This window comes from Bacillus fonticola (assembly GCF_012955605.1).
Classification (GTDB): Bacteria; Bacillota; Bacilli; order Bacillales; family JC228; genus Bacillus_CG; species Bacillus_CG fonticola.
This window is the reverse complement of record NZ_CP052135.1, coordinates 2,083,577-2,107,907: the sequence shown is the minus strand read 5'-3', so window position 1 is coordinate 2,107,907 and position 24,331 is coordinate 2,083,577. Positions and strand designations below refer to the sequence as shown.

The 24,331-nt window shown below is 43.4% G+C and carries 23 protein-coding genes and 2 pseudogenes; 22 read left to right on the top strand and 3 right to left on the bottom strand.

Annotated features, from left to right (window positions below; genetic code table 11):
* Positions 1-22: 22 nt before the first annotated feature.
* Positions 23-1,174: a radical SAM family heme chaperone HemW gene (gene hemW / locus HHK01_RS10410; protein ID WP_170007727.1), complete on the top strand. Its 1,152-nt coding sequence runs from the start codon at positions 23-25 to the stop codon at positions 1,172-1,174.
* Positions 1,175-1,588: 414 nt separating this feature from the next.
* On the opposite strand, the pseudogene HHK01_RS10405 reads toward hemW, so the two are convergent.
* Positions 1,589-2,438, bottom strand: a pseudogene (locus tag HHK01_RS10405) (transposase); the annotation flags it as partial.
* A gap of 397 nt (positions 2,439-2,835) precedes the next feature.
* Positions 2,836-3,314 (bottom strand): annotated as a pseudogene (locus HHK01_RS10400) (transposase); the annotation flags it as partial.
* A 308-nt stretch (positions 3,315-3,622) separates the two neighbouring features.
* On the opposite strand from HHK01_RS10400, the gene HHK01_RS10395 reads away from it, so the two are divergent.
* The 10 genes from HHK01_RS10395 to deoC all read left to right on the top strand — a co-directional run bounded on the left by HHK01_RS10395 (position 3,623) and on the right by deoC (position 13,361).
* Positions 3,623-3,814 carry a hypothetical protein gene (locus HHK01_RS10395; RefSeq protein WP_170007726.1) on the top strand — a complete coding sequence of 64 codons (192 nt, stop codon included), beginning with the start codon at positions 3,623-3,625 and terminating at the stop codon, positions 3,812-3,814.
* Between the two features lie 2 nt (positions 3,815-3,816).
* A complete protein-coding gene (locus HHK01_RS15610) occupies positions 3,817-4,323 on the top strand; it encodes a hypothetical protein (RefSeq protein WP_228027543.1) in 507 nt (168 codons plus the stop codon).
* Between the two features lie 357 nt (positions 4,324-4,680).
* Entirely contained in the window at positions 4,681-5,718 is a 1,038-nt protein-coding gene (hrcA, locus tag HHK01_RS10390; RefSeq protein WP_170008756.1) for a heat-inducible transcriptional repressor HrcA, read from the top strand.
* A gap of 57 nt (positions 5,719-5,775) precedes the next feature.
* A complete protein-coding gene (gene grpE / locus HHK01_RS10385; RefSeq protein ID WP_170007725.1) occupies positions 5,776-6,345 on the top strand; it encodes a nucleotide exchange factor GrpE in 570 nt (189 codons plus the stop codon).
* 37 nt (positions 6,346-6,382) lie between these two features.
* Positions 6,383-8,224 carry a molecular chaperone DnaK gene (gene dnaK, locus HHK01_RS10380; RefSeq protein ID WP_170007724.1) on the top strand — a complete coding sequence of 614 codons (1,842 nt, stop codon included), beginning with the start codon at positions 6,383-6,385 and terminating at the stop codon, positions 8,222-8,224.
* 140 nt (positions 8,225-8,364) lie between these two features.
* Positions 8,365-9,492: a molecular chaperone DnaJ gene (dnaJ, locus tag HHK01_RS10375; protein WP_170007723.1), complete on the top strand. Its 1,128-nt coding sequence runs from the start codon at positions 8,365-8,367 to the stop codon at positions 9,490-9,492.
* Between the two features lie 46 nt (positions 9,493-9,538).
* Positions 9,539-10,480 carry a 50S ribosomal protein L11 methyltransferase gene (gene prmA / locus HHK01_RS10370; RefSeq protein WP_170007722.1) on the top strand — a complete coding sequence of 314 codons (942 nt, stop codon included), beginning with the start codon at positions 9,539-9,541 and terminating at the stop codon, positions 10,478-10,480.
* A 44-nt stretch (positions 10,481-10,524) separates the two neighbouring features.
* A complete protein-coding gene (locus tag HHK01_RS10365; RefSeq protein ID WP_170007721.1) occupies positions 10,525-11,283 on the top strand; it encodes a 16S rRNA (uracil(1498)-N(3))-methyltransferase in 759 nt (252 codons plus the stop codon).
* A complete protein-coding gene (gene mtaB, locus HHK01_RS10360) occupies positions 11,283-12,638 on the top strand; it encodes a tRNA (N(6)-L-threonylcarbamoyladenosine(37)-C(2))-methylthiotransferase MtaB (protein ID WP_170007720.1) in 1,356 nt (451 codons plus the stop codon). Before HHK01_RS10365 ends, mtaB begins: the two co-directional genes overlap by 1 nt.
* A gap of 57 nt (positions 12,639-12,695) precedes the next feature.
* Positions 12,696-13,361, top strand: a complete 666-nt coding sequence (gene deoC / locus HHK01_RS10355; RefSeq protein ID WP_170007719.1) for a deoxyribose-phosphate aldolase — start codon at positions 12,696-12,698, stop codon at positions 13,359-13,361.
* 306 nt (positions 13,362-13,667) lie between these two features.
* Here deoC and HHK01_RS10350 read toward each other — a convergent pair whose 3' ends face one another.
* Positions 13,668-14,591 (bottom strand): Na/Pi symporter, encoded by a 924-nt coding sequence (locus tag HHK01_RS10350; protein ID WP_170007718.1) that lies wholly within the window; start codon positions 14,589-14,591, stop codon positions 13,668-13,670.
* Between the two features lie 225 nt (positions 14,592-14,816).
* On the opposite strand from HHK01_RS10350, the gene rpsU reads away from it, so the two are divergent.
* From rpsU to HHK01_RS10295, 11 genes are all read left to right on the top strand, one after another.
* Entirely contained in the window at positions 14,817-14,993 is a 177-nt protein-coding gene (rpsU, locus tag HHK01_RS10345; protein ID WP_170007717.1) for a 30S ribosomal protein S21, read from the top strand.
* A gap of 12 nt (positions 14,994-15,005) precedes the next feature.
* A complete protein-coding gene (locus tag HHK01_RS10340) occupies positions 15,006-15,455 on the top strand; it encodes a GatB/YqeY domain-containing protein (RefSeq protein ID WP_170007716.1) in 450 nt (149 codons plus the stop codon).
* A gap of 131 nt (positions 15,456-15,586) precedes the next feature.
* Complete coding sequence (locus HHK01_RS10335) at positions 15,587-16,918, top strand: NfeD family protein (protein ID WP_170007715.1); 1,332 nt, start codon at positions 15,587-15,589, stop codon at positions 16,916-16,918.
* Between the two features lie 33 nt (positions 16,919-16,951).
* Positions 16,952-17,944: a flotillin-like protein FloA gene (floA, locus tag HHK01_RS10330; RefSeq protein WP_170007714.1), complete on the top strand. Its 993-nt coding sequence runs from the start codon at positions 16,952-16,954 to the stop codon at positions 17,942-17,944.
* A gap of 20 nt (positions 17,945-17,964) precedes the next feature.
* The gene (locus HHK01_RS10325; RefSeq protein ID WP_170007713.1) at positions 17,965-18,462 is read left to right on the top strand and encodes a hypothetical protein; all 498 of its coding nucleotides are present in this window, start codon (positions 17,965-17,967) and stop codon (positions 18,460-18,462) included.
* Between the two features lie 157 nt (positions 18,463-18,619).
* Entirely contained in the window at positions 18,620-18,907 is a 288-nt protein-coding gene (yqfC, locus tag HHK01_RS10320) for a sporulation protein YqfC (RefSeq protein ID WP_170007712.1), read from the top strand.
* Between the two features lie 18 nt (positions 18,908-18,925).
* On the top strand, positions 18,926-20,149 hold the full coding sequence (yqfD, locus tag HHK01_RS10315) for a sporulation protein YqfD (RefSeq protein WP_170007711.1): 1,224 nt from the start codon (positions 18,926-18,928) through the stop codon (positions 20,147-20,149).
* Positions 20,150-20,170: 21 nt separating this feature from the next.
* Positions 20,171-21,127, top strand: a complete 957-nt coding sequence (locus HHK01_RS10310; RefSeq protein WP_170007710.1) for a PhoH family protein — start codon at positions 20,171-20,173, stop codon at positions 21,125-21,127.
* A 145-nt stretch (positions 21,128-21,272) separates the two neighbouring features.
* A complete protein-coding gene (locus HHK01_RS10305; RefSeq protein ID WP_228027540.1) occupies positions 21,273-23,429 on the top strand; it encodes an HD family phosphohydrolase in 2,157 nt (718 codons plus the stop codon).
* Positions 23,426-23,902 carry an rRNA maturation RNase YbeY gene (gene ybeY / locus HHK01_RS10300; protein ID WP_170007709.1) on the top strand — a complete coding sequence of 159 codons (477 nt, stop codon included), beginning with the start codon at positions 23,426-23,428 and terminating at the stop codon, positions 23,900-23,902. The genes HHK01_RS10305 and ybeY overlap by 4 nt, the downstream gene beginning before the upstream one ends.
* A complete protein-coding gene (locus HHK01_RS10295) occupies positions 23,883-24,263 on the top strand; it encodes a diacylglycerol kinase (RefSeq protein ID WP_170007708.1) in 381 nt (126 codons plus the stop codon). Before ybeY ends, HHK01_RS10295 begins: the two co-directional genes overlap by 20 nt.
* Positions 24,264-24,331: the final 68 nt, after the last annotated feature.

Sequence of the window (24,331 nt, the reverse complement as noted above, 5' to 3'; positions counted from 1 at the left end):
TGTTACGAGAGGAGGGGCGTTCGTGATTAGAGCTGCTTACGTACACATCCCATTTTGCGAGACGATTTGTTATTATTGTGACTTCCCGAAAGTGTTCGCTAAAGGGCAACCCCTTGAAGCGTATGTCGATGCGCTTTTAAAAGAAGTCGAAGAAACGGTACGCGTGACGCCCTCAGATCGTCTGGATACCCTATTTATCGGGGGAGGCACGCCGACGGTTCTTTCTTCGGAACTACTTCGTAAGCTGTGTGAAGGTTTGAAGAAGTTTTTACCTCTTGCACAAGACGCCGAGTGGACAATAGAAGCCAATCCTGAAGATGTCTCACAAGAAAAACTAGATGTGTTAAAAGCTGTCGGGGTGAACCGTTTAAGCTTCGGGGTGCAGTCGTTTGATCCTGACGTACTGCAAGCTATCGGTCGTGCTCATACGCCTGAAAAAGCGATTTCAACTATTAAAAAAGCGCAAGCAACTGGATTTGAAAACATTAGTGTGGATATTATGTTTGCCTTGCCGAAACAAACTCAGGACTCGTTTGTACATTCTATGGAGACCGTGGTTGGACTGGAGATACAACATGTTTCAAGCTACGCGCTCATTCTTGAGGAAAAAACCCAATTTGCCAATTGGGTGCGTTCAGGTCGTCTAGAACTTCCTTCTGAGGACACTGAGGCTAATCAATACGAGATGTTATTAAAGTTTATGTCGGAGTGCGGCTATAATCCGTATGAAATTAGCAACTTTGCTAGGCCAGGATTTCAAAGTAGGCATAATCTCACGTACTGGAACAATGAGAGTTATTACGGATTTGGTGCTGGTGCACACGGCTATGTAGAAGGAATAAGAACACAAAACATCGCTGTTCCTTCCCACTATATTGAATCGATGATGTCTGGAAAGGGACCGTATTTACGAACAAGTACTGTGACTCGAGGAGAGCAGATGGAGGAAGAGCTTTTTCTTGGCTTGCGTAAAGTGGAGGGAGTTTCTATTCAGCGTTTTCAGGAAAAATTTGGAGTTTCGTTACGAACTGTATATGGAAAAGTAATTGAAAATCTGAAGGAAAAGGGATGGGTAGAAACTTCACATACGCACCTCCGCCTAACAAAGGAAGGGATGTTTCTCGGAAATGAAGTATTTCAATCATTTCTCGTAGACTCTTTTGACAAGAAGTAAAGATTTTTTTCGCCATCCGAATCAATTTCATAATTGCTCTTTTTAAAAATACACAGACCAGCAGAATAGTAGTTGCTTAAAAATTTTCTTGATTCGTCCGCTTGAACAAGGTTGTTGCTTTCCGCTACAGGCGGACGCTTTCCGCGGGCGGGCCGTGAGCCTCCTCGTCGCTCCGCTCCTGCGGGAATGAAATGCGGAAGCGGTCCGTTTTGCTCCCTCTGAAAAATGTTCTTTGGCTTTAGAGGTGCTTTTTGCCTCAAAAGACGAAGGTTATTTTCAGACGGGAGCAGACCGCTGTAGCTAGACACGTCTCACCTGTCCACGCTTTTCCCGTAGGACAAGGAGGAAAGGCTAAGGGCGCCACGTCCTGTGGCAACGCCTTTCTGACCCACGTCCTGTGGGCCTCCGCTCCAATCAACGGTTTACAAATGAAGATTGAGCATGAACACAGCCTATATGTTGATTGAATAAGGCATGGATACGATCAGCAGCTAATTTTGAAGCATTATAAACTAAGGTCACAAAGTCAAAATGAACTTTGGCACGTTTTCCAGTCCGGTGACGAACGTTGTTCAGTTGAAAGTATTCCTTTAAGTAAGCATTGACTCGTTCAACAGCTGATCGGTCGTTTGAACAACTTTTTCCAAGCTTTTGATCCACGAGCGGGCGCTGTATATCTCCGTAGGTCGTTGGTGATTTTGACTTTATATACTTTTTGGCACACGTCTTCGTTGGCTAAAGGGCAGTTTTTAGGACGAGTGTATTTCAGTGTCTCGTATTTGGCATCAAAACTGTCATAGCGATACGAGTGCTCCCGTAAGCAGGTAGGCCGCATAGTGTTTATTAAAACCTACTGATTCTGGCTCATTTCGCTTGTTATACGCAATGATGGACTGATGCCCCATTCGATGTACTTGTTCATAAATAGGGTCATAATCATAGCCGGCGTCCATGGTCTGATAGCGTAATGTCGGAAGAACGAGACGTTCATGAATTCCCTTTAATAGTGGGATCGCTGCCTTTCCATCGTTCAGACTACCCGATGAGAAAAGGGTCTGTAGTATGTATTGACTCGATGTGCCGACAGCCAGATGCCCCTTGTAGCCATACCAAAAGACGTTCTTCCCTTCACTGTTCTTTTTGACGCCCCAAGTAGGGTTTTGAGGGACTTCAGCACGTAATTCCGCTACAGATGCATCTAATTGAGCTTCGATTTTCTCTCAAAAAGTGGAAAATCCGCTTCTTTTTCAGCTTGTTCGGAGACTTAGGGAGGAATGCTCAGACTCAGAGAGGGATGCTCAGACTCAGAGAGGAATGCTCAGACTTAGGGAGGAATGCTCAGACTCAGGGAGGAATGCTCAGACTCAGGGAGGGATGCTCAGACTCAGGGAGGAATGCTCAGACTCAGAGAGGAATGCTCAGACTCAGAGAGGAATGCTCAGACTCAGAGAGGAATGCTCAGACTTAGAGTGGAATGCTCAGACTCAGGGAGGAATGCTCAGACTTAGGGAGGAATGCTCAGACTCAGAGAGTAATGCTCAGACTCAGAGAAGAATGCTCAGACTCAGGGAGGGATGCTCAGACTCAGGGAGGGATGCTCAGACTCAGGGAGAAATGCTCAGACTCAGGGAGGAATGCTCAGACTCAGGGAGGAATGCTCCGATCCACTGCTCACGCTCTGCCTTCGGTTTTCGACCGCGTTTTTTAGGTTCAGTTTTAGGCTTTTCTTCTTTCGGCGGTGCCTGATCACGGGCTTCAAAATGGGTGGCGTCAATAGCGACCGTATCATCTGTAATAAAGCCCTCATCAACTGCTTGGAGCACAACTTGTTCTTGGGCTTCTTCTAAAATATTGGAATCACTCAATTTACCTAAAAGTCGCGAGTAGGAAGGTTCACATGGGGTATTGTCTGAAACTAAAAAACCGCAATTTAACTTGAAGTTTAGGTCATCCTTCAGGCGTTTAATGAGCTGTTTACTAGTAGGAATCCCCTCAACATAGCGGATACAAACTGAAATGACCATAGCCGCATAATTTAATTTTTCGGGAGCACCCAACCGAGACTTTTTGGTTACATTGTGGTAAATTTTATCCAAGTCTATCGCTGAAATCATCTCTTGATAACGTGGGTAGGCTCCATCTCGTATCATTCTTGGATGCTACACAAGCTCTCTTGTCGTATACTAACCATTGGGAGTTCCCCCAGTCTTTTGGTTCGTGCTTACTTACCATTATACAAGACTTGGGGAGGTACTCCTTTTACTATGTCTCAGACCCCTTGCGCTGCATGGGCTCTGATTTGTGAAATTCATTCATCCACATCCTTATTTATATTTAACACGAAGAAAAGTTCTATTGCACTACATAAATACCTCATAAAGTATAATTTTGTAAAATATGTAAATTAAGTGTTTCTTTACTATCGCCTTTTCTGGGATAGGAGGTATTATGGAAAGAGAACTAGAATCTATTCAAAGCAACATAAAAAATCAAGAGGAGGGATGTACAGGTGAAATCGAATGTTCGGCTTTTTATGATTGCTCTGCCTCTTCTTGGATCATTGGGCAAATACAAATGATTATCCGGATTATGACAGAGAATCGATTAGTCTCTCAATCCCTTACTCAGCTAGTTAAATGAATATGAAAGGAAACTTCAAGAAAGTCATTATCCTTCTGGGCTGTTTAATATTTACTGTACAAGCTGTGCTGTATTTTGACGTAAAAAAAGACATAAATGTTTTCACGAGGGAAACTCTTGCAAATATGTCTACCAGTATTTCAAACGATCTAACATTGGTTACTACTATAATAGATAAAGCAATTCAAACAAAAGAAATTTCTTATCGCGAACAATTAACAATAGTAACTTCGTATACTAGCATTGGGAAAGAATTTGAATATCTAAGTACAGTAAATACTTATCTAAGATCTGTGCCTAACTCAACCGATCATCTTACTAATTACACTGGGTTGCTTACAAACTTCTTCGCCCAAAATCAAAGTCGGTTTGACGGTGCAACTTCTAACCAAAATTTAAGCACTGAGGAAATAGATAAGCTAAAGTGGATTCGAGAAAACAACAAATTGCTGTATCCAGAAAAGACGATTATTTCTTGTCTGAATCTTTACTGGAACTCAACACCTTGATTGAGAAGATATACCAAGAGGGTAGAATTGTTCTTTATAATTAAAACAGAAACAGTGTCAATTGTTTTTACGAGAAGACTTGCAACGAGCATGTATTAAAATAACTTGTGTATTTCAACCTATGACTCTATATTTTTATAATGTAGAAAAGCACCCGCAAGGCTTCGTTATAGCGGGTGCTTTGTTATTGTGATCTAGACGAGTAGAGATAGAGACGCTACTATGAGTAAGGGGGGATTTACCAATCCCGTTTTGCCATTCCCATTAGCGTAATGATTGACAAAGAAACAAAAAATTTGATAGGTTATCTATAGATTTAGCACTCAATTGTTTGGAGTGCTAACAGAGGTGATGACCATGTTAACAGATCGACAGCTGTTCATATTGCAGGTCATTGTGAATGATTTTATTCAGTCGGCACAACCTGTTGGCTCTCGTACTCTTTCTAAAAAGGAAGAGGTGAACTTTAGCTCTGCCACCATTCGAAATGAGATGGCAGACTTAGAGGAGCTCGGTTTTATAGAAAAAACGCATTCGTCATCAGGGCGTGTTCCGTCTGAAAAAGGTTATCGATATTACGTTGACCATCTGCTCGCACCGCAGCGATTACGTGGAGAAGAGCTGCTGAAATTGCGAAGTTTTTTTCGTGAGCGTATGTTTGAATGGGAAGAAGTTGTTTCGAAAGCAGCCACTCTTTTGTCCGACTTGACATCGTATACATCTATCGTGCTGGGAGCTAACATTTCTGATCATCACTTGAAAAAGATTGAGATGGTTCCGTTGAATGAAAGTCGTGTGCTTGCCATCATTATCACGGATGGGGGGCATGTGGAGCATAAGACAATAGAGCTGTCTAGCCCTGATGCGATGGATGACCTTGATAAAGTAGCTAACGTATTGAATGAGCGACTAGAGGGAGTCAGCATCTCACAGCTTCCCGAAAAGGCGTCGCATGAAGTTCAGATGCTATTTCGAAAGCATGCGGACCACTACCAAATTTGGATGGAAGCAATGGAGCGTGCCCTGCACATCAATTTGCAAGAGAAACTTGCCTTTGGTGGAAAGACTATCATGTTTGAACAACCGGAATTTCATGATGTAGAGCTCGTGAAAGCCATCCTTTCTTTAATGGAGGATGAAACAGCTGTCAGTCGTTTACTAAAACCCCGTGATGGTCAAGGAATTCATGTGTCAATTGGCACAGAGCTAAACGTAGATGCAGCAAAAGACTTGAGCTTAATTACGGCGACATATGCGCTGGGCTCCGAAAAAATGGGAACCATTGCGGTTTTAGGTCCTAAGCGAATGAACTATGCACGCGTTATCACAACGCTCGACTATTTCCGTCAAGACTTGTCTACAATGATGACGAACCTATACCGTCTTCATAAATAAAGAGACCCAAGTAAGCGTTGGGTCTCCTCTGCAATTCTTTAAAGGAGGTGAATCGTGTTGATAGAAAAGCAAAATGAACATGCGACAGTGGAGGCTGAGGAAGTAAATACTGATCAGGAAAGAGTCGAGGAGCCACAACCTGTGATGGAGGAAGTTATTGATGCCACAGCCCTACAAGAAGAGCTTCATGCTACAAAAGAGGCACTCGAAAAAGCTGAAAGTCGTACACTGCGCCTACAAGCTGATTATGAAAACTTTAAACGGAGAACTCGTCTTGATCAGGAAGCACAAGTAACGTATCGTGCGCAACAACTTGTGACAGAGCTATTACCCGTTTTAGATAACTTTGAAAGAGCACTCCAAACCGAACCTACTCAAGACGAAACGAAAACGTTGTTAAGTGGGGTAGAAATGGTGTACAAGTCATTTATTGGAGCTCTTGAAAAAGAGGGAGTTCAAGTAGTGGAGGCAGTTGGACAGCCTTTTGACCCGAATGTGCATCAATCCGTTCTACAAGATTGGGACGAATCGCATCCGGAAGATGTTGTATTAGAGGAATTACAGAAAGGGTACAAATTAAAAGAGAGATTGTTGCGTCCAGCTATGGTGAAAGTGAACAGTAAGTAGTGGACATACATATGAATTCAAGGAGGTATTCTCTTACATGAGCAAAATTATCGGGATCGATTTAGGGACGACGAACTCTTGTGTAGCTGTTTTAGAAGGTGGTGAGCCAAAGGTTATTCCGAATCCAGAGGGTAACCGCACTTCTCCTTCGGTTGTAGCGTTTAAAAACGACGAGCGTCAAGTAGGGGAAGTAGCTAAGCGCCAATCCATCACAAATCCAAATACGATTATGTCCATTAAACGTCATATCGGAACAGACTATAAAGTAGAAATTGGAGACAAAACATACACACCTCAAGAAGTATCTGCGATGATTCTTCAATATTTGAAATCGTATGCAGAAGACTATCTTGGTGAAAAGGTCGAAAAAGCTGTCATTACAGTTCCTGCTTATTTCAACGACTCACAGCGTCAAGCGACAAAAGACGCAGGCCGAATTGCAGGACTTGAAGTCGAGCGTATTATTAACGAGCCAACAGCAGCAGCTCTTGCTTATGGATTGGATAAAACGGACGAAGATCAAACGATTCTTGTTTACGACCTCGGTGGCGGAACGTTTGATGTGTCCATTCTAGAACTAGGCGATGGTGTTTTCGAAGTACGTTCGACAGCCGGAGATAATCAACTAGGTGGAGATGACTTCGACCAAGTCATTATCGATTACCTTGTTGACACGTTTAGAAAGGAAAATAGTATCGACCTTTCTAAAGACAAAATGGCGCTCCAACGCTTAAAAGATGCTGCTGAAAAAGCGAAGAAAGACTTGTCAGGTGTAACGAGTACTCAAGTGTCTCTACCGTTTATTACAGCAGGCGAAAATGGTCCTCTCCACTTAGAAGTGACGCTATCACGTGCGAAATTTGATGAGCTCACTGCAAGTCTTGTAGAACGTACAATGGGACCAACACGTCAAGCGGTAAAAGACGCAGGTCTGTCTCCTTCAGAAATTGACAAGGTAATTTTAGTTGGGGGATCTACTCGTATTCCTGCTGTACAAGAAGCAATTAAAAAAGAAACAGGGCAAGACCCGCATAAAGGGGTAAACCCTGACGAAGTAGTTGCACTTGGGGCAGCTGTACAAGGAGGCGTCCTAACTGGTGACGTAAAAGATGTCGTTCTTCTTGACGTAACACCACTGTCTCTTGGGATTGAAACGATGGGTGGCGTATCAACAAAGCTGATTGAACGGAACACAACGATTCCAACTTCCAAATCCCAAGTGTTTTCAACTGCAGCTGACAATCAAACAGCCGTTGACATTCACGTGCTACAAGGGGAGCGCTCAATGGCAGCGGACAACAAAACACTTGGACGCTTCCAATTGACAGATATTCCACCTGCTCCACGTGGGGTCCCACAAATCGAAGTTTCTTTTGATATTGATAAAAATGGTATCGTGAATGTTCGTGCCAAAGATTTAGGTACGAACAAAGAACAATCGATTACGATTAAATCTTCTTCTAACTTATCTGATGATGAAATCGATCGCATGGTACAAGAAGCGGAAGCGAATGCAGAAGCCGATAAAGAGCGTAAAGAAAAGATTGATCTTCGTAACGAGGCCGATCAACTCGTATTCACTACTGAAAAGACTGTGAAAGACCTAGAAGGTAAAGTGGATGAAGCTGAACTAGCAAAAGCGACGGAAGCAAAAGAAGCTTTGAAAGAAGTTCTCGAAAAAGATGACATAGAGCAAATTAAAGAAAAGAAAGAAGCCCTTCAAACACTCGTTCAAGAGTTAAGCGTAAAGCTTTATGAACAAGCTCAACAACAGGCGGAACAGGCACAAGGTGATGCCGGTGCGAGTGAGGAAACGAAATCTGGCGATGATAATGTAGTAGACGCCGAGTACGAAGAGGTTAATGACGACAAGAAGTAGGGGCAAACTTCCAAATGATAGTCCGATCGGAAAGTCAACGTCAAGCGTGCTTGACGTTGACTTTTCTTTCATTGTTGATTTATTGAAAAATACCATGCTACAATTGAATTTATGTGAAAACGTACGGGAGTGGATGAGACATGAGCAAACGGGACTTTTATGACGTACTTGGCGTAGAAAAAGGCGCCTCAAAAGACGACATAAAAAAAGCATACAGAAAATTGTCCAAAAAATATCATCCAGACATCAATCAAGAAGCAGATGCTGCTGATAAATTTAAAGAAGCAAAAGAAGCGTATGAAACACTAAGTGACGATTCAAAACGTTCACGGTATGATCGCTTTGGTCACGAAGATCCGAACGCTGGGTTCGGTGGGGGAGCAGGTGCTGACTTCTCTGGTTTTGGTGGCTTTGAAGATATTTTCGACACCTTTTTTGGAGGTGGGGGTGGAAGAAGACGCGATCCTAACGCGCCACGTCAAGGAGCAGACTTACAGTACACTATGGCTGTTTCCTTTGAAGATGCTGCGTTCGGTAAAGAAACAAAGATTGAAATTCCGAAAGAAGAAACGTGTGAAACTTGCCATGGATCTGGAGCAAAACCGGGTACAAAGCCTGAAACATGTCCATACTGCCATGGTTCGGGTCAACTATCGCAAGAACAAAACACACCGTTTGGTCGCGTTGTGAATAGACGTGCGTGCCATCACTGTCAAGGTACAGGAAAGCTGATTAAAGAAAAATGTGCTACGTGTGGTGGTCAAGGAAAGGTGAACAAACGTCGAACGATCTCTATTACGATTCCAGCTGGGATTGACGAAGGTCAACAGCTTCGAGTTTCTGGTCAAGGTGAGCCAGGTGTGAACGGCGGTCCTGCAGGCGACTTATACGTAGTCTTTCATGTAGAGAGACATGAGTTTTTTGAAAGAGACGGGGATGACGTCTACTGCGAAATGCCACTCACCTTTGTACAAGCATCGCTCGGTGACGAGGTAGAAGTGCCAACACTTAAAGGAAAAGTAAAGTTAAAGATTCCTGCAGGTACACAAACAGGTACTAAATTCCGCTTAAAAGGAAAGGGAATTGCTAACGTACGTGGCTATGGAACCGGGGATCAACACGTTATTGTGAAAATTATTACCCCAACAAATCTCTCAGAGCAACAAAGAAAACTACTACGTGAGTTTGCTGAAGTAAGTGGCTCTGTTCCAGACGAGCACGAAGAAGGTTTGTTTGATAAATTAAAACGTGCGTTTAAAGGCGAATGAGAAAGCATGATTGGGTACGTCTGAAATTTGGAAGGAGAGGGTCTAGTTGAAGTGGACCGAAATGAGCATTCATACGACACAAGATGCAGTGGAGCCTGTCTCGAATATTCTTCATGAGGCGGGAGCAAGCGGTGTAGTGATCGAAGACCCGTTTGAGCTTCAAAAAGAGCGAGCAGGACTTTTCGGAGAAATTTATCAACTAGACCCAGGTGATTATCCCGAAGAAGGGGTGATCGTAAAAGCCTATTTACCTGTTACTAGTTTTCTTGCAGAGACAGTTGAGGAAGTGAAAAACGCTATTGAAAACTTGCTCCAATTCAATATTGATATTGGAACGAACGAAGTAACCTTAAGCGAAGTCAATGAGGAAGATTGGGCTACTGCATGGAAAACCTACTACCATCCTGTGAAAATTTCTGAGCATTTCACCATTGTGCCAACGTGGGAAGACTACACACCCGTTTCAGAAGAAGAACAAATTATTGAACTAGATCCAGGGATGGCGTTTGGTACAGGGACACATCCGACTACTGTATTGTGTATTCAGGCCCTAGAACATCATGTGAAAAAGGGTGATGTCGTGTTTGATGTGGGAACAGGATCGGGCGTTTTGTCCATCGCTGCAGCAAAACTTGGTGCATCTGACGTTCGTGCCTTCGATTTAGACGCTGTTGCCGTTACTACGGCGATAGAAAACGTTAAACTAAATAACGTTCACGACAAGGTGTCTGTCGCAGAGCAGAATTTATTAGAAGGAATAGAAGGACACGCGGATGTAATTGTTGCTAATCTGTTAGCTGAAATTTTGATACTCTTTCCTGAGAAGGCATTCGACACGGTGAGAGCTGGTGGAACATTCATTTCCTCGGGAATCATTCGTCAGAAGAAAGAACTCGTTAAAAGTGAATTGCAACGTGTTGGCTTTATCATTGAAGAAACACTAGTGATGGAAGACTGGGTTGCGTTGATTGCGAAGAAGCCTGAGTAATCCATCTATCTTTATGCCAAGTCCGGCGATAAGGAGGGAAGCAGATGCAACGTTATTTTCTACAAGAGGAACAAGAGCCTCCCTTTCGTTTGTATGGAGAAGATGCGTATCACATCACCCATGTGATGCGTATGCAGCCTGGAGATGAAGTTCTTATCGTTACGCGCTCTCAAAAGAGTGCAGTATGTGCACTACAAACTGTTTCTCCAGAAGAAGTGACGGTAAAAGTGAAGAAATGGCGAGAAGAAGAAGTGGAATTACCCGTTTCGGTCACGATTGCGAGCGGATTGCCTAAAGGGGATAAACTCGAATGGATCTTCCAAAAGGGAACCGAGTTAGGCGCAGCTGGCTTTATCCCTTTCGTGGCAAATCGCTCTGTAGTGAAATGGGACGAGAAGAAAGTGGCAAAAAGAAAAGACCGCTGGGATAAAATTTTGAAGGAAGCAGCTGAGCAAAGTCATCGGGTCATCATTCCAACTGTTCAAGCACCATGCCCATTTCAGACGTTACTTGAAGAAATGGAACGGTTTGATCAAGTTATAGTAGCTTACGAAGAATCTGCAAAGTCGGGTGAACAATCTACCTTCTCCAGTGTGATTACGAAACTTCAACGACAGGAACGTGTCTTATGCATTTTCGGCCCTGAAGGTGGTTTCACGGAAAAGGAAATAGAGGCTCTTGAACAAAAAGGAGCCCACATCGCAGCGTTAGGACCACGCATATTACGAACTGAAACCGCACCGCTCTATGCATTAAGTGCGATCAGTTATCAACTTGAGCTTTTCAAAAGAGGTGAACAATAATGGCATCTGTAGCGTTTCATACATTGGGCTGCAAAGTTAATCACTACGAAACCGAAGCCATTTGGCAATTGTTTAAGGAAGAAGGCTACGAACGCACAGAGTTTGAGCACCAAGCGGACGTATATGTCATCAATACATGCACGGTCACGAACACGGGAGATAAAAAGAGTAGACAAGTCATTCGTCGTGCAATTCGTAAAAATCCTAATGCTGTGATTTGTGTGACAGGTTGTTATGCACAAACATCTCCTGGTGAAATATTGGCGATCCCTGGTGTGGATGTGGTTGTTGGAACACAAGACCGTCGAAAGATGCTCACTTACATTGAGCAGTTCAAAAATGAGCGCCAACCGATTAATGGGGTTGGCAATATTATGAAGAATCGTGTCTATGAGGAATTAGACGTACCCTCCTTCACTGATCGAACACGGGCTAGCTTGAAAATACAAGAAGGATGCAATAATTTTTGCACATTTTGTATCATTCCGTGGGCCCGTGGTCTAATGCGTTCGCGCGATCCAAAGGAAGTTGTCAAACAAGCCCAGCAACTCGTTAATGCAGGATATCAAGAAATAGTATTAACCGGTATTCATACCGGCGGCTACGGTGAAGATTTGAAAGACTATAATCTAGCAGCCTTACTTCGTGATTTGGAAAACGAAGTACATGGCTTGAAACGATTGCGTATTTCCTCAATCGAAGCTTCACAGTTAACGGATGAAGTTATTGAGGTGCTGGAACAATCCTCTGTTGTCGTTCGTCATTTACACATTCCTTTGCAGTCCGGATCCAATACCGTATTGAAGCGGATGCGTCGTAAATACACGATGGAGTTTTTTGCTGAGCGGTTGATGAAGTTGAAAGCAGCTCTACCAGGCTTAGCTATTACGTCTGATGTGATAGTAGGGTTCCCCGGTGAATCAGAAGAGGAGTTCATCGAGACCTACAACTTCATCCAAGAACATGGTTTCTCAGAATTGCATGTGTTTCCGTATTCGAAGCGGACTGGAACACCAGCCGCAAGAATGGAAGACCAAGTTGACGAAGACGTGAAAAATGAGCGAGTTCGTCGTCTAATTGCTCTCTCTGATCAACTCGCCAAGGAATACGCAGCAAAGTTTGAAGCCGATGTGTTGGAAGTTATTCCAGAAGAGCCGTACAAAGAGAAGCCTGACTCTGGTTTATACGTAGGCTATACTGACAATTATTTAAAGGTGGTTTTCCCGGCGACCGAGGACCTCGTGGGCAAGCTTGTTAAAGTAAAAATTCAAGAAGCAGGCTATCCATACAACAAAGGACAATTTGTACGCGTGATAGAGGAAGAATCCGTAAAGCAACAGCGTACAGTCAGTTAACAAATGGTATGATAGGATGGAATTACACTAGTTAACAGTGGAGAGGGGCTTTTGTCTATGAGTTTAGCGGAAATGATTGACCATACAGCCTTAAAACCAGATACGACACGAACACAAATTGAAACTCTGTGCAAGGAAGCGAAGGCGTACGGATTTGCTTCCGTTTGTGTAAATCCAACGTGGGTATCATTTGCAAAAGAGCTTCTTGACGGAACATCTGTGAAAGTTTGTACAGTCATCGGCTTCCCATTAGGTGCAAACCCGAAAGAGGTAAAAGCGTTTGAAACAAACCTCACGATCGAGCAAGGCGCTGGAGAAGTGGATATGGTTATTAACATCGGTGCTTTAAAAAGCGGTGATCTTGAAACTGTGGAAGCAGACGTATTGGCTGTCGTAGCAGCGTCTAATCGTCGTGCCATCGTGAAAGTGATCATTGAAACGTGCCTCTTATCTGACGATGAGAAAGTAGAGGCTTGCCGTATTGCCAAACGTGCTGGTGCAGATTTCGTGAAAACGAGCACTGGGTTTTCAAGTGGAGGGGCGACCGTAGCAGATGTGGCACTCATGCGTCGCACAGTCGGTTCTGAAATGGGCGTGAAGGCATCAGGCGGAATCCGCTCATTACAGGACGCACAAAACGTAATCGAAGCAGGCGCCACTCGCATCGGCGCCAGCTCAGGAGTTACAATTTTACAAGGACTGAAATCAACGGGGGATTATTGAAAGAAAAGCGGAGGCGGGTCGATGGGAACCTGCTTCCGCTTTTTTCAGGTTCATTATGAACAGTCAACGGTACTGAATCAGACTATTTCAGCTAATATCCACACTTAGAGCAGTAAAATCCAAACTAATTCACTACTTATCCAGACTACTGAACATATATCCAGACTCCGAACTAGAAATCCACACTAATCAGGTATAAATCCAGACTTAGGATGAGTAAAGAGCCAACATCCATCAATGATGGATAAAATGATTCCCCCTAAATCCTGATTCGTACCCTAATAGCCCCTTTTCCAAAAAAAATTATTACCTCTTCCCATGGACCATAACAATTAACTTTCCAAACTGCTTAGCAAATGGAAACACCAGAAGAGCTGTAGCCACATTAAACAACACACTCGTATGCGCTAGCTGTACGGCAGGTGAGGATGCAAACCCGCTTGTCCATACGTCAATCCAGTATACGAATGGCAAAAAGATAGCCACCCCAACCACGTTCAGCCAAATATGAGCGTAGGCAGTCAATCTCGCTTCTTTTCCACTTCCGATACTTGCCATGTAGCCTGTGACACAGGTGCCAATGTTTGCCCCTAGAATGACGGCGATGGCTGCAGGCATACTCAATACTCCTGCTGCAACGAACCCCATCCCAATTCCTGTCGTGGCTGAACTTGAATGGATCAATGCCGTGATGACAATTCCAACTAAACTAGCAAGAAGGATAGAGTTGTCCATCTGATGAAGGAGAGTCTGTACAAATGAAACTTCAGTAAGCGGTTTGGCGAGCGTTTTGAAGCCTTGCAGTCCCGTAAATAATGCTCCAATGCCTAACAAAATGAATCCACTACTCCGAATCCAATGTGTAGGAAGTAAGATACATACGGCTCCGAAAATGCTAATTGGCAATATATATTGGTCGATCGGGAATGTCATGAACTCTGCGGTAAAGGTAGTGCCGATATTTGTGCCAAGAATGATCCCGATGGTCTGTGGAAAGGTGATAATACGCGCTGATACAAGTCCAATCGTGAGCACCATAACTGCTGATGAACTCTGTAAAATCATAGTGACAACGATGCTTGCGATCATGCCCTTTGCAGGGTGCGAGATAAATGGAGAGATCCATTGTTGCAGGCGGTCGCCAGATAATTGGAACATCCCAATACGTAGCAAAGTCATGCCGAATAGAAATAATGCTAGAAATCCGAAAAAAAACAGAACGGATAGCAAGTCCTCACCCCCTTGTTAGTCTATGGGGACAAGTAAACAATAAGAACGACAAGGAAATGAAAAAGAGGCCGATTTTTATTGTTCAAAAAGCATAAGATCTTTTTTTATAGGGTATTTGATAATTGACGAATAGAAGTGGGTCGTTTATAATTTGTGAGTACATGCTTTTCGTGTGAGAAGCATGCATCCTTGTATTTTTTCTTTGAGTCGGAGGGAGGGAAACTCATGTCAAATAAGACGACCGTTCGCAAAAACGAATCGCTTGAAGACGCTCTTCGCCGCTTTAAACGTACCGTTTCTAAAACGGGAACTATGCAAGAAGTCCGTAAACGCGAATATTATGAAAAACCAAGCGTAAAGCGCAAAAAGAAATCCGAAGCGGCAAGAAAACGCAAATGGTAAGCAGGTGAAATAATGAGTCTTCTTACTCGTTTAAACGAAGACATGAAGCAAGCGATGAAAGCAAAGGATAAGGACACGTTATCTGTCATCCGGATGGTGAAGGCAGCTTTACAAAATGAAGCGATTCATTTAAAAAAAGACCAGCTATCAGAGGATGAAGAATTGACGATTCTCTCTCGGGAAGTAAAGCAACGAAAAGACTCCCTCCAAGAGTTTACATCTGCCGGCCGGGAAGATTTAGTCCAAAAGCTTGAAAGCGAACTTACAATTGTCAATCAATACTTGCCAAAACAGCTGTCTGAAGATGAGTTGTCTCAAGTTGTGGACGATACGATCCGTGAAGTAGGTGCCACATCAAAAGCCGAAATGGGTAAAGTAATGGCTGCACTCATGCCTAAAGTGAAAGGTAAAGCGGACGGTTCTTTAGTTAATAAACTCGTTCAACAGCAATTAAATTTGTAACGATAAAAGCTACAGTGTTTTTTTGCACTGTAGCTTTTTTGGATTTATTCAAAATGATATCTTTCGATTTTTGAAACCTTTGTTTGCATACACTCGTAATAGAAGGTAACGAAGACGTAGGAGGTGAAAAATTGCGAACGCGCCGATTGTTTGTCTATGTTGTGCTCCTCATTTTAGGTGTAAGTGGTTTATCAGCCAGTGTAGAAGCTGATGGAGACAGGGTACTTGTCGTCCCTTTACAGGAAGAAGTGGAAAAAGGGTTATATGGGTTTTTGGAACGGGCGATTAACACAGCAGAAACAGAGCAGTATGAAGCTGTGATCATACAAATGGATACGCCTGGTGGTGCAGTGAATGCCGCTTTTGATATCGGAAAACTATTTAGTGATGCAGAAGTGGAAACCATTACCTATGTAGACAAAAATGCTCTTTCTGCTGGTGCTTACATTTCCTTGAACACAGACAGGATTTATATGGCGCCGGGCAGTGTAATGGGTGCTGCCCAAGTGATTGATGGACAAGGAAATGCTGCAGGTGATAAAGCGCAATCTGCGTGGATTGCAGCCATGAGAGGGTCAGCTGAGGATGCGGGTCTAGATCCAACCTATGCGATAGCTATGGCAGATCCCGAAGAAGATGTTCCAGAGTATGGCGCTCCTTCAGGAAAATTGTTAACACTTACATCGACACAAGCAGAGGAAGTCGGTTATAGCAAAGGGACAGCAGATTCGCTGGACGAACTGCTCACTATACTCGGCTTTGAAAATGCACAAGTGGATACTTTTGAGCAAACTTTCGCAGATAAGTTAGCGCGATTTCTAACGAATCCCGTCATCGTGCCTATTCTCTTGTCAATAGGAAGCATAGGATTAGTCGTTGAAATATACTCACCGGGATTTGGAGTTCCTGGAATCATGGGACTTGGTGCCCTTCTACTCTTCTTCTTTGGTCATCTATTTACGGGCCTTGCTGGTTACGAAACCATTTTATTGTTCGTTGGGGGTCTTATTCTTCTTGTCATAGAATTCTTCTTGCCGGGTGGAGTCGCAGGTATTTTAGGAATGATTGCTGTGATTGTCAGTTTGTTTATGGCAGGTGAAAGTGTACAATCAATGGGGATCTCTTTAGCCATTGCCTTATTTACTGCCATCCTAGCGGGGGTGATTCTAGTGAAGTTTTTCGGGAAAAGGCTACAAGTATTTAATAAGATGATATTACGTGATTCCACGAATACCGAATCAGGGTATGTCTCTAATGTAACCCGAGTCGAGCTCGTAGGTAAGGCGGGTCGAACATTAACGCCACTTCGACCTTCAGGAACCGTACTTATTGAAGAGGAACGAGTAGATGCGGTATCAGAAGGAGGATTTATTGAGGAAGGAAACCGTATACGCGTCGTTAAAACAGAAGGCGTACGTGTTGTTGTAAGGGAAATTCCAGACTTAGAAAAAGAAAATAAGTAAGTATCTAGGTCTGAAAAAAACAGGAGGTAGAAAATGGAACTCACTACAAGTACTATTTTGACAGGTGTTGCAATTATTGTTGGAATCTTGCTTCTCATTGTGTTGTTCACGTTTGTTCCTGTCATGCTATGGATTTCAGCATTGGCAGCAGGTGTGCGTTTAAGTATCTTTACACTCATCGGGATGCGTTTGCGTCGAGTTATTCCAAGTCGTGTTGTGAACCCGTTAATTAAGGCCCATAAAGCCGGATTGGATGTCACGATTAATCAGCTGGAAAGTCATTACCTTGCAGGTGGTAATGTAGATAGAGTTGTAAACGCTCTTATTGCTGCACACCGTGCGAATATTGAACTTCCGTTTGCTCGCGGTGCAGCCATTGACTTAGCTGGACGTGACGTGTTAGAGGCTGTTCAGATGAGTGTTAACCCGAAAGTAATCGAAACACCATTTATTTCTGGTGTGGCGATGGACGGAATTGAGGTAAAGGCAAAAGCCCGTATTACAGTTCGAGCAAACATTGATCGACTCGTCGGGGGTGCTGGAGAGGATACTGTCATTGCTCGTGTTGGCGAAGGGATTGTTAGTACAATCGGTTCTTCTCAAGACCATAAAAAAGTATTAGAGAATCCTGATTTGATTTCCCGAACTGTTTTATCGAAAGGCTTAGATTCTGGTACGGCTTTTGAAATTCTATCCATCGATATTGCGGACGTGGATATCGGCAAAAATATTGGTGCCGTTTTGCAAACTGAGCAAGCAGAAGCAGATAAAAATATTGCCCAGGCAAAGGCAGAAGAGCGTCGAGCGATGGCCGTTGCCCAAGAACAAGAAATGACAGCACGCGTAGAAGAAATGCGTGCGAAAGTGGTCGAAGCCGAATCTCAAGTGCCACTTGCCATGGCAGAGGCACTACGCTCAGGCAACATCGGGGTGATGGATTACATGAACATCAAAAACATTACAGCAGACACGGATATGCGCGACTCTATTGGTAATCAAAGCGATTCGAAAGACAAAGACCAGTAACGTTTAGGAGGTGGCGAAAAGTGGACGCGATTTTCCAATTGTTTGGAGAACTTTTAAGCAACCCGTTTCTTCTCGTCGTGATTATCGGTCTCGTTTCAACTGTATTTGGCAAGATGAAAGGTGGTCAAACAGAGGGGAATCAACCTCCTAAAAGGCAGCCTCGTCGACCTCAAAGAGATATGGAGTCAAAAACAGCGAGTGAGGTACCTCATCCAACAAAACGTCAGAAAGAAGCGCAACGTCCCTCTCTATCTGAAGCGAATATCGGGGATAGTAGCCCGACGAACGCATTGTCCGATGTTGAGCGAGACCTTCAATCACTAAGACGAAAACAAGAAAAATTCGCTACGAAAGCTCGGCAATTGTCAGCGGAGTCAAACAACAAGTTGCAACCTCGCCCTTCCAATCAACAACAAAACAAGGGAATCTCATTGCAAAACGCAAAACAGGGAGTTGTCTGGGCAGAAATTTTAGGTCCACCTCGCTCCAAGCGCCCGCACCATCGTATGAGAAATTAGTGAAAAAATGCACCTAGAGAGGGAAAATTCCTTTCTAGGTTTTTTTGTCTGTAGAGATCGGCACCCCACCTTCCGCACATTTCCTCCCTACACGCACTTCACTTGTGCTAAACGCGTTGTCAACTTCATACATATGAGATGAAAGGGGGCTGGGCGCATGAAACTCAAGTGGGGACGTAAGATATCTAACTTCCTAGCACGACACCTTGATCTCCCAGACGATGTGATGATGGACCTCCCCCGCATCACGATGATTGGTCAATTACATATTTATATTGAAAATCATCGAGGGTTGTTATCCTTTGAAGATGATGAAATCCGTTTACTTTTAAAACAAGGGCAGTTACTCGTGCGTGGGAAAGGTTTTGTGATAAAAACGATCCTTCCGGAGGAAATCTTAGTAGAAGGTAAAGTAGAACAAGTGTACTATTTATCGGAAACGTAGGCGAGGAGGATGAGGCGAATGAAGAACCAGTGGCTGAACTACTTTTCTGGATATGTGACTGTACGTGCACAAGGCAAGCAATTGGAGTTATTTTTAAATGCTTGTGCAAGAAAGAAAATTCCTGTTTGGGGAGTGAAACGCTCCCGAGATGGGGTTATTTCGTTTAAAGTGTTGCGCAGAGACTTAGGTCTCGTTCGTGAAGCAAGATGGCAGCATCGATGTAAACTTTCAATACTGAGACGTCACGGCGTTCCGTTTGTGTGGAGAAGGTTGTGGAATAATAATGGACTTTTATTTGGTGCTGCTGGATTTCTTGTCATCATCTTTCTTCTTTCCAATATGGTATGGGGGATAGAGATTGAAGGCGCTTCTGCGCAAACCGAAAACAAAGTGTGGGAGGAACTGGACAAACAGGGCGTAAAGGTAGGGAAATTTTTATGGAACGTAGATGACTTGGATACGATTCAACGGAACCTGACTCGTCAGGTGGATGAGATTACATGGATAGGCGTGCAATTAGATGGGACAAAGTACAAGCTAAAGGTCGTCGAAAAGAACGCACCTGAGGTGGAAAAAGAAGCTGGTCCTCAACATTTAGTTGCCGGGAAGAAAGCGGTTGTGACGAAGCTGTTTGTTGAAACAGGAAAACCTCTCATAGAAGTAAATGATTACGTGCAAAAAGGTCAACCTCTTGTAAGCGGCATTATCGGAAAAGAAGGAAACACACAAACAGTGTCAGCCAAAGGAGACATTTACGGTGAAACGTGGTACAAAACAACAGTGGAGATTCCGTTAGAAAAAACATTTTCTATGTATACTGGAAAAGAGGACGAACTGTATACCATTGGCTTGTTTGGTGCGCAAATTCCGGTGTGGGGATTCGGAGAAAAAACCTATACACAACAGACGCAAGAAGTCCAAACAAAAACATTCCGCTTCTTACAATGGGAATTGCCTTTATCCTTTCAAAAGGTAACGAAGAGAGAGACAACAGAGGTCTTGCGTAAATACGAGAAAAAAGATGCGATGGCCATTGCTAAAGAATTAGCTGAGGAGCGGTTAGCCCGACAGCTGGATGAGGACGCTACAGTTAAGGGATATAACGTTTTACAGCAACAGGTGAAAGATGGTAAAGTAGTGTTAACCTTGCATTTTCAAGTCGTTGAAAACATTGCCGTACCTAAACCTATTCTCCAAAGAGAAGAAAACAAAGTGAAGGATACTGAAAACGATACGAATTAGACTAAGGAGACCATTTACTTTATGACCGAACCTATGATTGCTTTGGATCTGGAACTTGCGGGTCCAGAAGAAGCCGCACAATTATTTGGAAATGGTGATGTCCACTTGCGGTTGTTGGAAGACGCACTTACGATACGCATCGTTTCTCGTGGCGGCAATATCATGATAGATGGAGCTGAACAAGAAGCTTCGATTGCGCAAAGTGTTTTATCGGAGCTACTGGCTGTAATTCGCAAAGGAAAAACGATATCAGAGCGAGACTGTGCTTACGCAATTCAGTTGGCTAAGAAAGGGGCAATTGATTCATTCAAGGACCTCTTTGAAACAGAACTCGCACGTACTACAAGAGGAAAGTCTATACGTCCAAAAACGGTTGGGCAATTAAGATATATCGCCGCCATGCAATCTTCAGACCTCGTATTTGGGATTGGCCCAGCAGGAACTGGAAAGACCTATTTAGCTGTAGTTATGGCGGTACAAGCATTGAAAGTAAGTAAAGTAGAACGAATTATCCTGACGAGACCAGCCGTTGAAGCAGGGGAGAGCCTAGGATTTCTTCCCGGAGATTTAAAAGAAAAAGTGGATCCATATTTGCGCCCTCTGTATGATGCACTTCATGATGTTCTTGGAGCCGACCATACGCAACGCCTTATTGAACGAGGGGTCATTGAGATAGCCCCCCTTGCCTACATGAGAGGGCGAACACTTGATAACGCCTTTGTTATTTTGGATGAGGCGCAAAATACGACGAGTGCTCAAATGAAAATGTTTTTGACTCGACTAGGGTTCGGTTCAAGAATGGTGATCACAGGCGACCGCACTCAAATTGACTTACCAAAAGGTGTTCAATCTGGATTAACGACAGCAGCTGAGCTTTTAAAAGACGTAAAAGGATTACAGTTCCTTTATCTAGAAGCTACTGATGTTGTGCGACATCAGCTTGTATCACGTATTATTGAGGCATATGAACGCGAATAAAGGGAAAAAAAGGGCTGACCTCTTCCAACGGGGACAGCCCCTTTTGTCGTATGAACCCATGGGCAATTGTGTTCGACCTAGATAATGAAACCAAAAACTGCTATAGTTGACAATAAGTTCACCTCTTAGTAAGGAGGGAGTTCTTTTGGAATCGTTTTATCAATTCATTCAACGGGTTAAATACTTATTCCAAGGTAGCATCGCCCAACTTTTTTTGTACGTAGGGCTTGGTGTTCTTCTTGTTGTGCTGTTATTTCCACATGTGAGACCTGATGATCTTAATATTGAAATGTACAACCCCTCTCCGGAGACCATTCGCTCACCGTCGACGATTGAGGATGTAGAAAGTACAGAAAAGCGCCGTGAAGAAGCTCGAAAACGGGTTCAAGATGTATATATCGTAAGGTTAGAATATACTCAAAACCGCATTGATTTGATTACCTCTATCTTTCAAACGGTTGAAGAGATTGAACGGGCTGAAACAGAAGATGAGGGTAACGGAAACTCTACAACTACACGTACTTCGCTTTCCATAGCAGACAAGTTGGATGCTTTGAAAGAGGAGCTAACCCCTGAAGTTGCAGACGAAATCGATGAACAAACGTTACGCATATTATTACAAACGAACGAACAAGAACGTAGTGTGATGCAAGATGTTACGGTGACTGCCGTAAATAGCGTGATGACGCAAGAAATCTCATCTTCTGAAGTTGAAGAAGCCAAACAGCGTGTAGAAGATCAACTTAGATTCTCTTCACTTCCTTCTTCACGTAAGGAAGCTTCTATAGAGCTAGGTAGGTTTGCCATCGTTCAAAACAAGTTTTATGATCCTACTCAAACAGATGAACTGAGGGAAGAGGCCGTCAATCTTGTGGAACCCGTACAGATTCTTGAAGGACAAGTTATAGTAGAGCAAGGGGACCTAGTGACACGTGACGTGTACAGACAACTAGATGTGGCTGGACTTTTGCAGGAGGATCAATCGACAAAGCCACTTATCGGAACCTTTTTGTTTGTGGCACTTGTTTTAGGAGGCTTCTTTTTTCATACGAAGAAAGGGATTGCTGATCACTCCCATCGTGCAAATCATCTAGTGTTATTTGCTTTTGTTTTTCTCCTGTTTGTGGGGTTAATGAAAGGCTTCACCTTATTAACAGATGTCACGATGCCGACCATTGCCTTTTTATTTCCGGCTGCGCTGACCCCGATGTTACTTACGGTTCTTCTCGGGGAAAAGATTGCGTTTGGGAGTAGCCTCGTGCAGGCTCTTCTCGCTAGTATGTTTTTTAGTGAAAATGTGTCGAGTAATTTCTCCGCAATTAGTTTGTTATTCGTATTAATAAGCGGTGTAGTAGCTGTCCTCTCTTTGCGAAGAGGGACGATGAAAGCAAATGTTTTTCAAACAGGCTTTATTGTGGCGATGGTAGGAATCGTATTCCAGCTGAGCGTCACGTTGTTGCGGTCTGGGAGTCTCTTTGATGAAGAGTTGGGCTTTTCTTTATTGTTTACGATATTATCGGGGGTACTTAGTAGTATATTGGTCGTTGGATTGTTGCCGATATTTGAGAGCGGATTTGGCATTTTATCTACAATGAAACTCATTGAATTGAGCAATCCAAACCATCCCCTGCTTAAAAAATTGCTTACAGAAACACCAGGTACCTATCACCATAGTGTGATGGTTGCCAACCTTTCTGAGGCAGCTTGTGAAACGGTTGGTGCTAACGGTCTTCTTGCGCGAGTGGCGTGTTATTATCACGACGTTGGCAAAACAGTTCGTCCGCATTTCTTTATTGAAAATCAAATGAATGGACGTAATCCTCACGATGAATTGACACCGTCTCGAAGCAAAGATATTATTATTGCCCATACCACTGATGGTGCGCGCTTGCTGAAACAATATAAGTTACCGAAGGAAGTCGTGGACATTGCAAAGGAACACCATGGTACCTCTTCGGTAAAATACTTTTACCATCAGGCGAAGGAGAAAGATGAGAACGTAAAAGAAGCATCATTTCGTTACCCTGGGCCCAAGCCACAGACGAGAGAAGCTGCCGTCATCAGTATTGCCGATAGCGTCGAAGCAGCTACACGCTCTATGAAATCACCAACAGAGGAAAAAATTGAATGTCTCGTGGATAGTATCGTAAAGGAGCGCCTCCAAGACGGACAGTTTGATGAGTGTGAGTTGACAATGCAACAACTTCAAACAGTGAAAAAGTCTCTTTGTGATACGTTAAAAGGCATGTTTCATACTCGCATTGAGTATCCAGAAGATCGAGAAAAGGAGAAAAATTCATGAGCGGTTTTATTGACATTTTAAATGAATATGAAGCACCACTTGAAGAAGAGCAACACCTAATTGAAAAAGTACTTCAATACGCCGCTAAACATCTTAGGTTGGAGAGAGATTTTGAGTGTTCTGTTACGCTTGTCGATAACGAGCGTATTCAGGAATTGAATCGTACGTATCGAGATAAAGACCAAGCGACAGACTGTTTAAGCTTTCCGATTGAGGATGAAGATGAGGAATGGGTTTTTGATGAAGAAACAGATGCACCTCCACTTATGCTTGGTGATCTCATCATTTCAATCCCTAAGGCGAAGGAGCAAGCAGAAAGCTATGGACATTCTTTTCAGAGAGAGCTCGCGTTTTTAACCATTCATGGATTTTTACATCTCCTCGGGTTTGACCATGAAACTGAGCAAGGGGAAAAAGAAATGTTCGCAAAACAAGAGGAGATTTTAACCGCATATGGGCTCCCCCGCACGTAATACATCTTTTCTGCTGTCTGTAGGAAATGCTTGTTGCGGATTTAGAGAGGCATTTGTTTCAGAACGAAACATGAAAATTCATACGGTTGCAGCGACCCTAGGCGTAATGTTAGGAATTTGGACTTCCTTGGATCGGATGGGGTGGTTGTTTCTTAGTAGCGCTATTGTCCTTATGTTTCTTTGTGAACTCTTCAACACTGCAATCGAAACTACAGTAAACTATATTTCAACAGACCGACACCCACTGGCCAAACGAGCAAAGGATGTATCTGCAGCAGCTTGTTTAGTTAGTGCCATGTATGCAGTTATTGTAGGAATTGTTTTATTTGCACCTCCGATTTGGGAGCAAATAAAACATTGAGATCGGGGCACAAATCATCGAAACAATCATACAGTACAACAAGCCCCCTCTACATTTGAAAACGTAGT

Bases quoted from the DNA above. Each gene is read 5' to 3' on its own strand.
- HHK01_RS10395 (WP_170007726.1), top strand. From the start codon at position 3,623: ATGGAAAGAGAACTAGAATCTATTCAAAGCAACATAAAAAATCAAGAG.
- HHK01_RS15610 (WP_228027543.1), top strand. From the start codon at position 3,817: ATGAAAGGAAACTTCAAGAAAGTCATTATCCTTCTGGGCTGTTTAATA.
- hrcA (WP_170008756.1), top strand. From the start codon at position 4,681: ATGTTAACAGATCGACAGCTGTTCATATTGCAGGTCATTGTGAATGAT.
- dnaK (WP_170007724.1), top strand. From the start codon at position 6,383: ATGAGCAAAATTATCGGGATCGATTTAGGGACGACGAACTCTTGTGTA.
- dnaJ (WP_170007723.1), top strand. From the start codon at position 8,365: ATGAGCAAACGGGACTTTTATGACGTACTTGGCGTAGAAAAAGGCGCC.
- HHK01_RS10365 (WP_170007721.1), top strand. From the start codon at position 10,525: ATGCAACGTTATTTTCTACAAGAGGAACAAGAGCCTCCCTTTCGTTTG.
- mtaB (WP_170007720.1), top strand. From the start codon at position 11,283: ATGGCATCTGTAGCGTTTCATACATTGGGCTGCAAAGTTAATCACTAC.
- deoC (WP_170007719.1), top strand. From the start codon at position 12,696: ATGAGTTTAGCGGAAATGATTGACCATACAGCCTTAAAACCAGATACG.
- rpsU (WP_170007717.1), top strand. From the start codon at position 14,817: ATGTCAAATAAGACGACCGTTCGCAAAAACGAATCGCTTGAAGACGCT.
- HHK01_RS10340 (WP_170007716.1), top strand. From the start codon at position 15,006: ATGAGTCTTCTTACTCGTTTAAACGAAGACATGAAGCAAGCGATGAAA.
- floA (WP_170007714.1), top strand. From the start codon at position 16,952: ATGGAACTCACTACAAGTACTATTTTGACAGGTGTTGCAATTATTGTT.
- yqfC (WP_170007712.1), top strand. From the start codon at position 18,620: ATGAAACTCAAGTGGGGACGTAAGATATCTAACTTCCTAGCACGACAC.
- yqfD (WP_170007711.1), top strand. From the start codon at position 18,926: ATGAAGAACCAGTGGCTGAACTACTTTTCTGGATATGTGACTGTACGT.
- HHK01_RS10310 (WP_170007710.1), top strand. From the start codon at position 20,171: ATGACCGAACCTATGATTGCTTTGGATCTGGAACTTGCGGGTCCAGAA.
- ybeY (WP_170007709.1), top strand. From the start codon at position 23,426: ATGAGCGGTTTTATTGACATTTTAAATGAATATGAAGCACCACTTGAA.
- HHK01_RS10295 (WP_170007708.1), top strand. From the start codon at position 23,883: ATGGGCTCCCCCGCACGTAATACATCTTTTCTGCTGTCTGTAGGAAAT.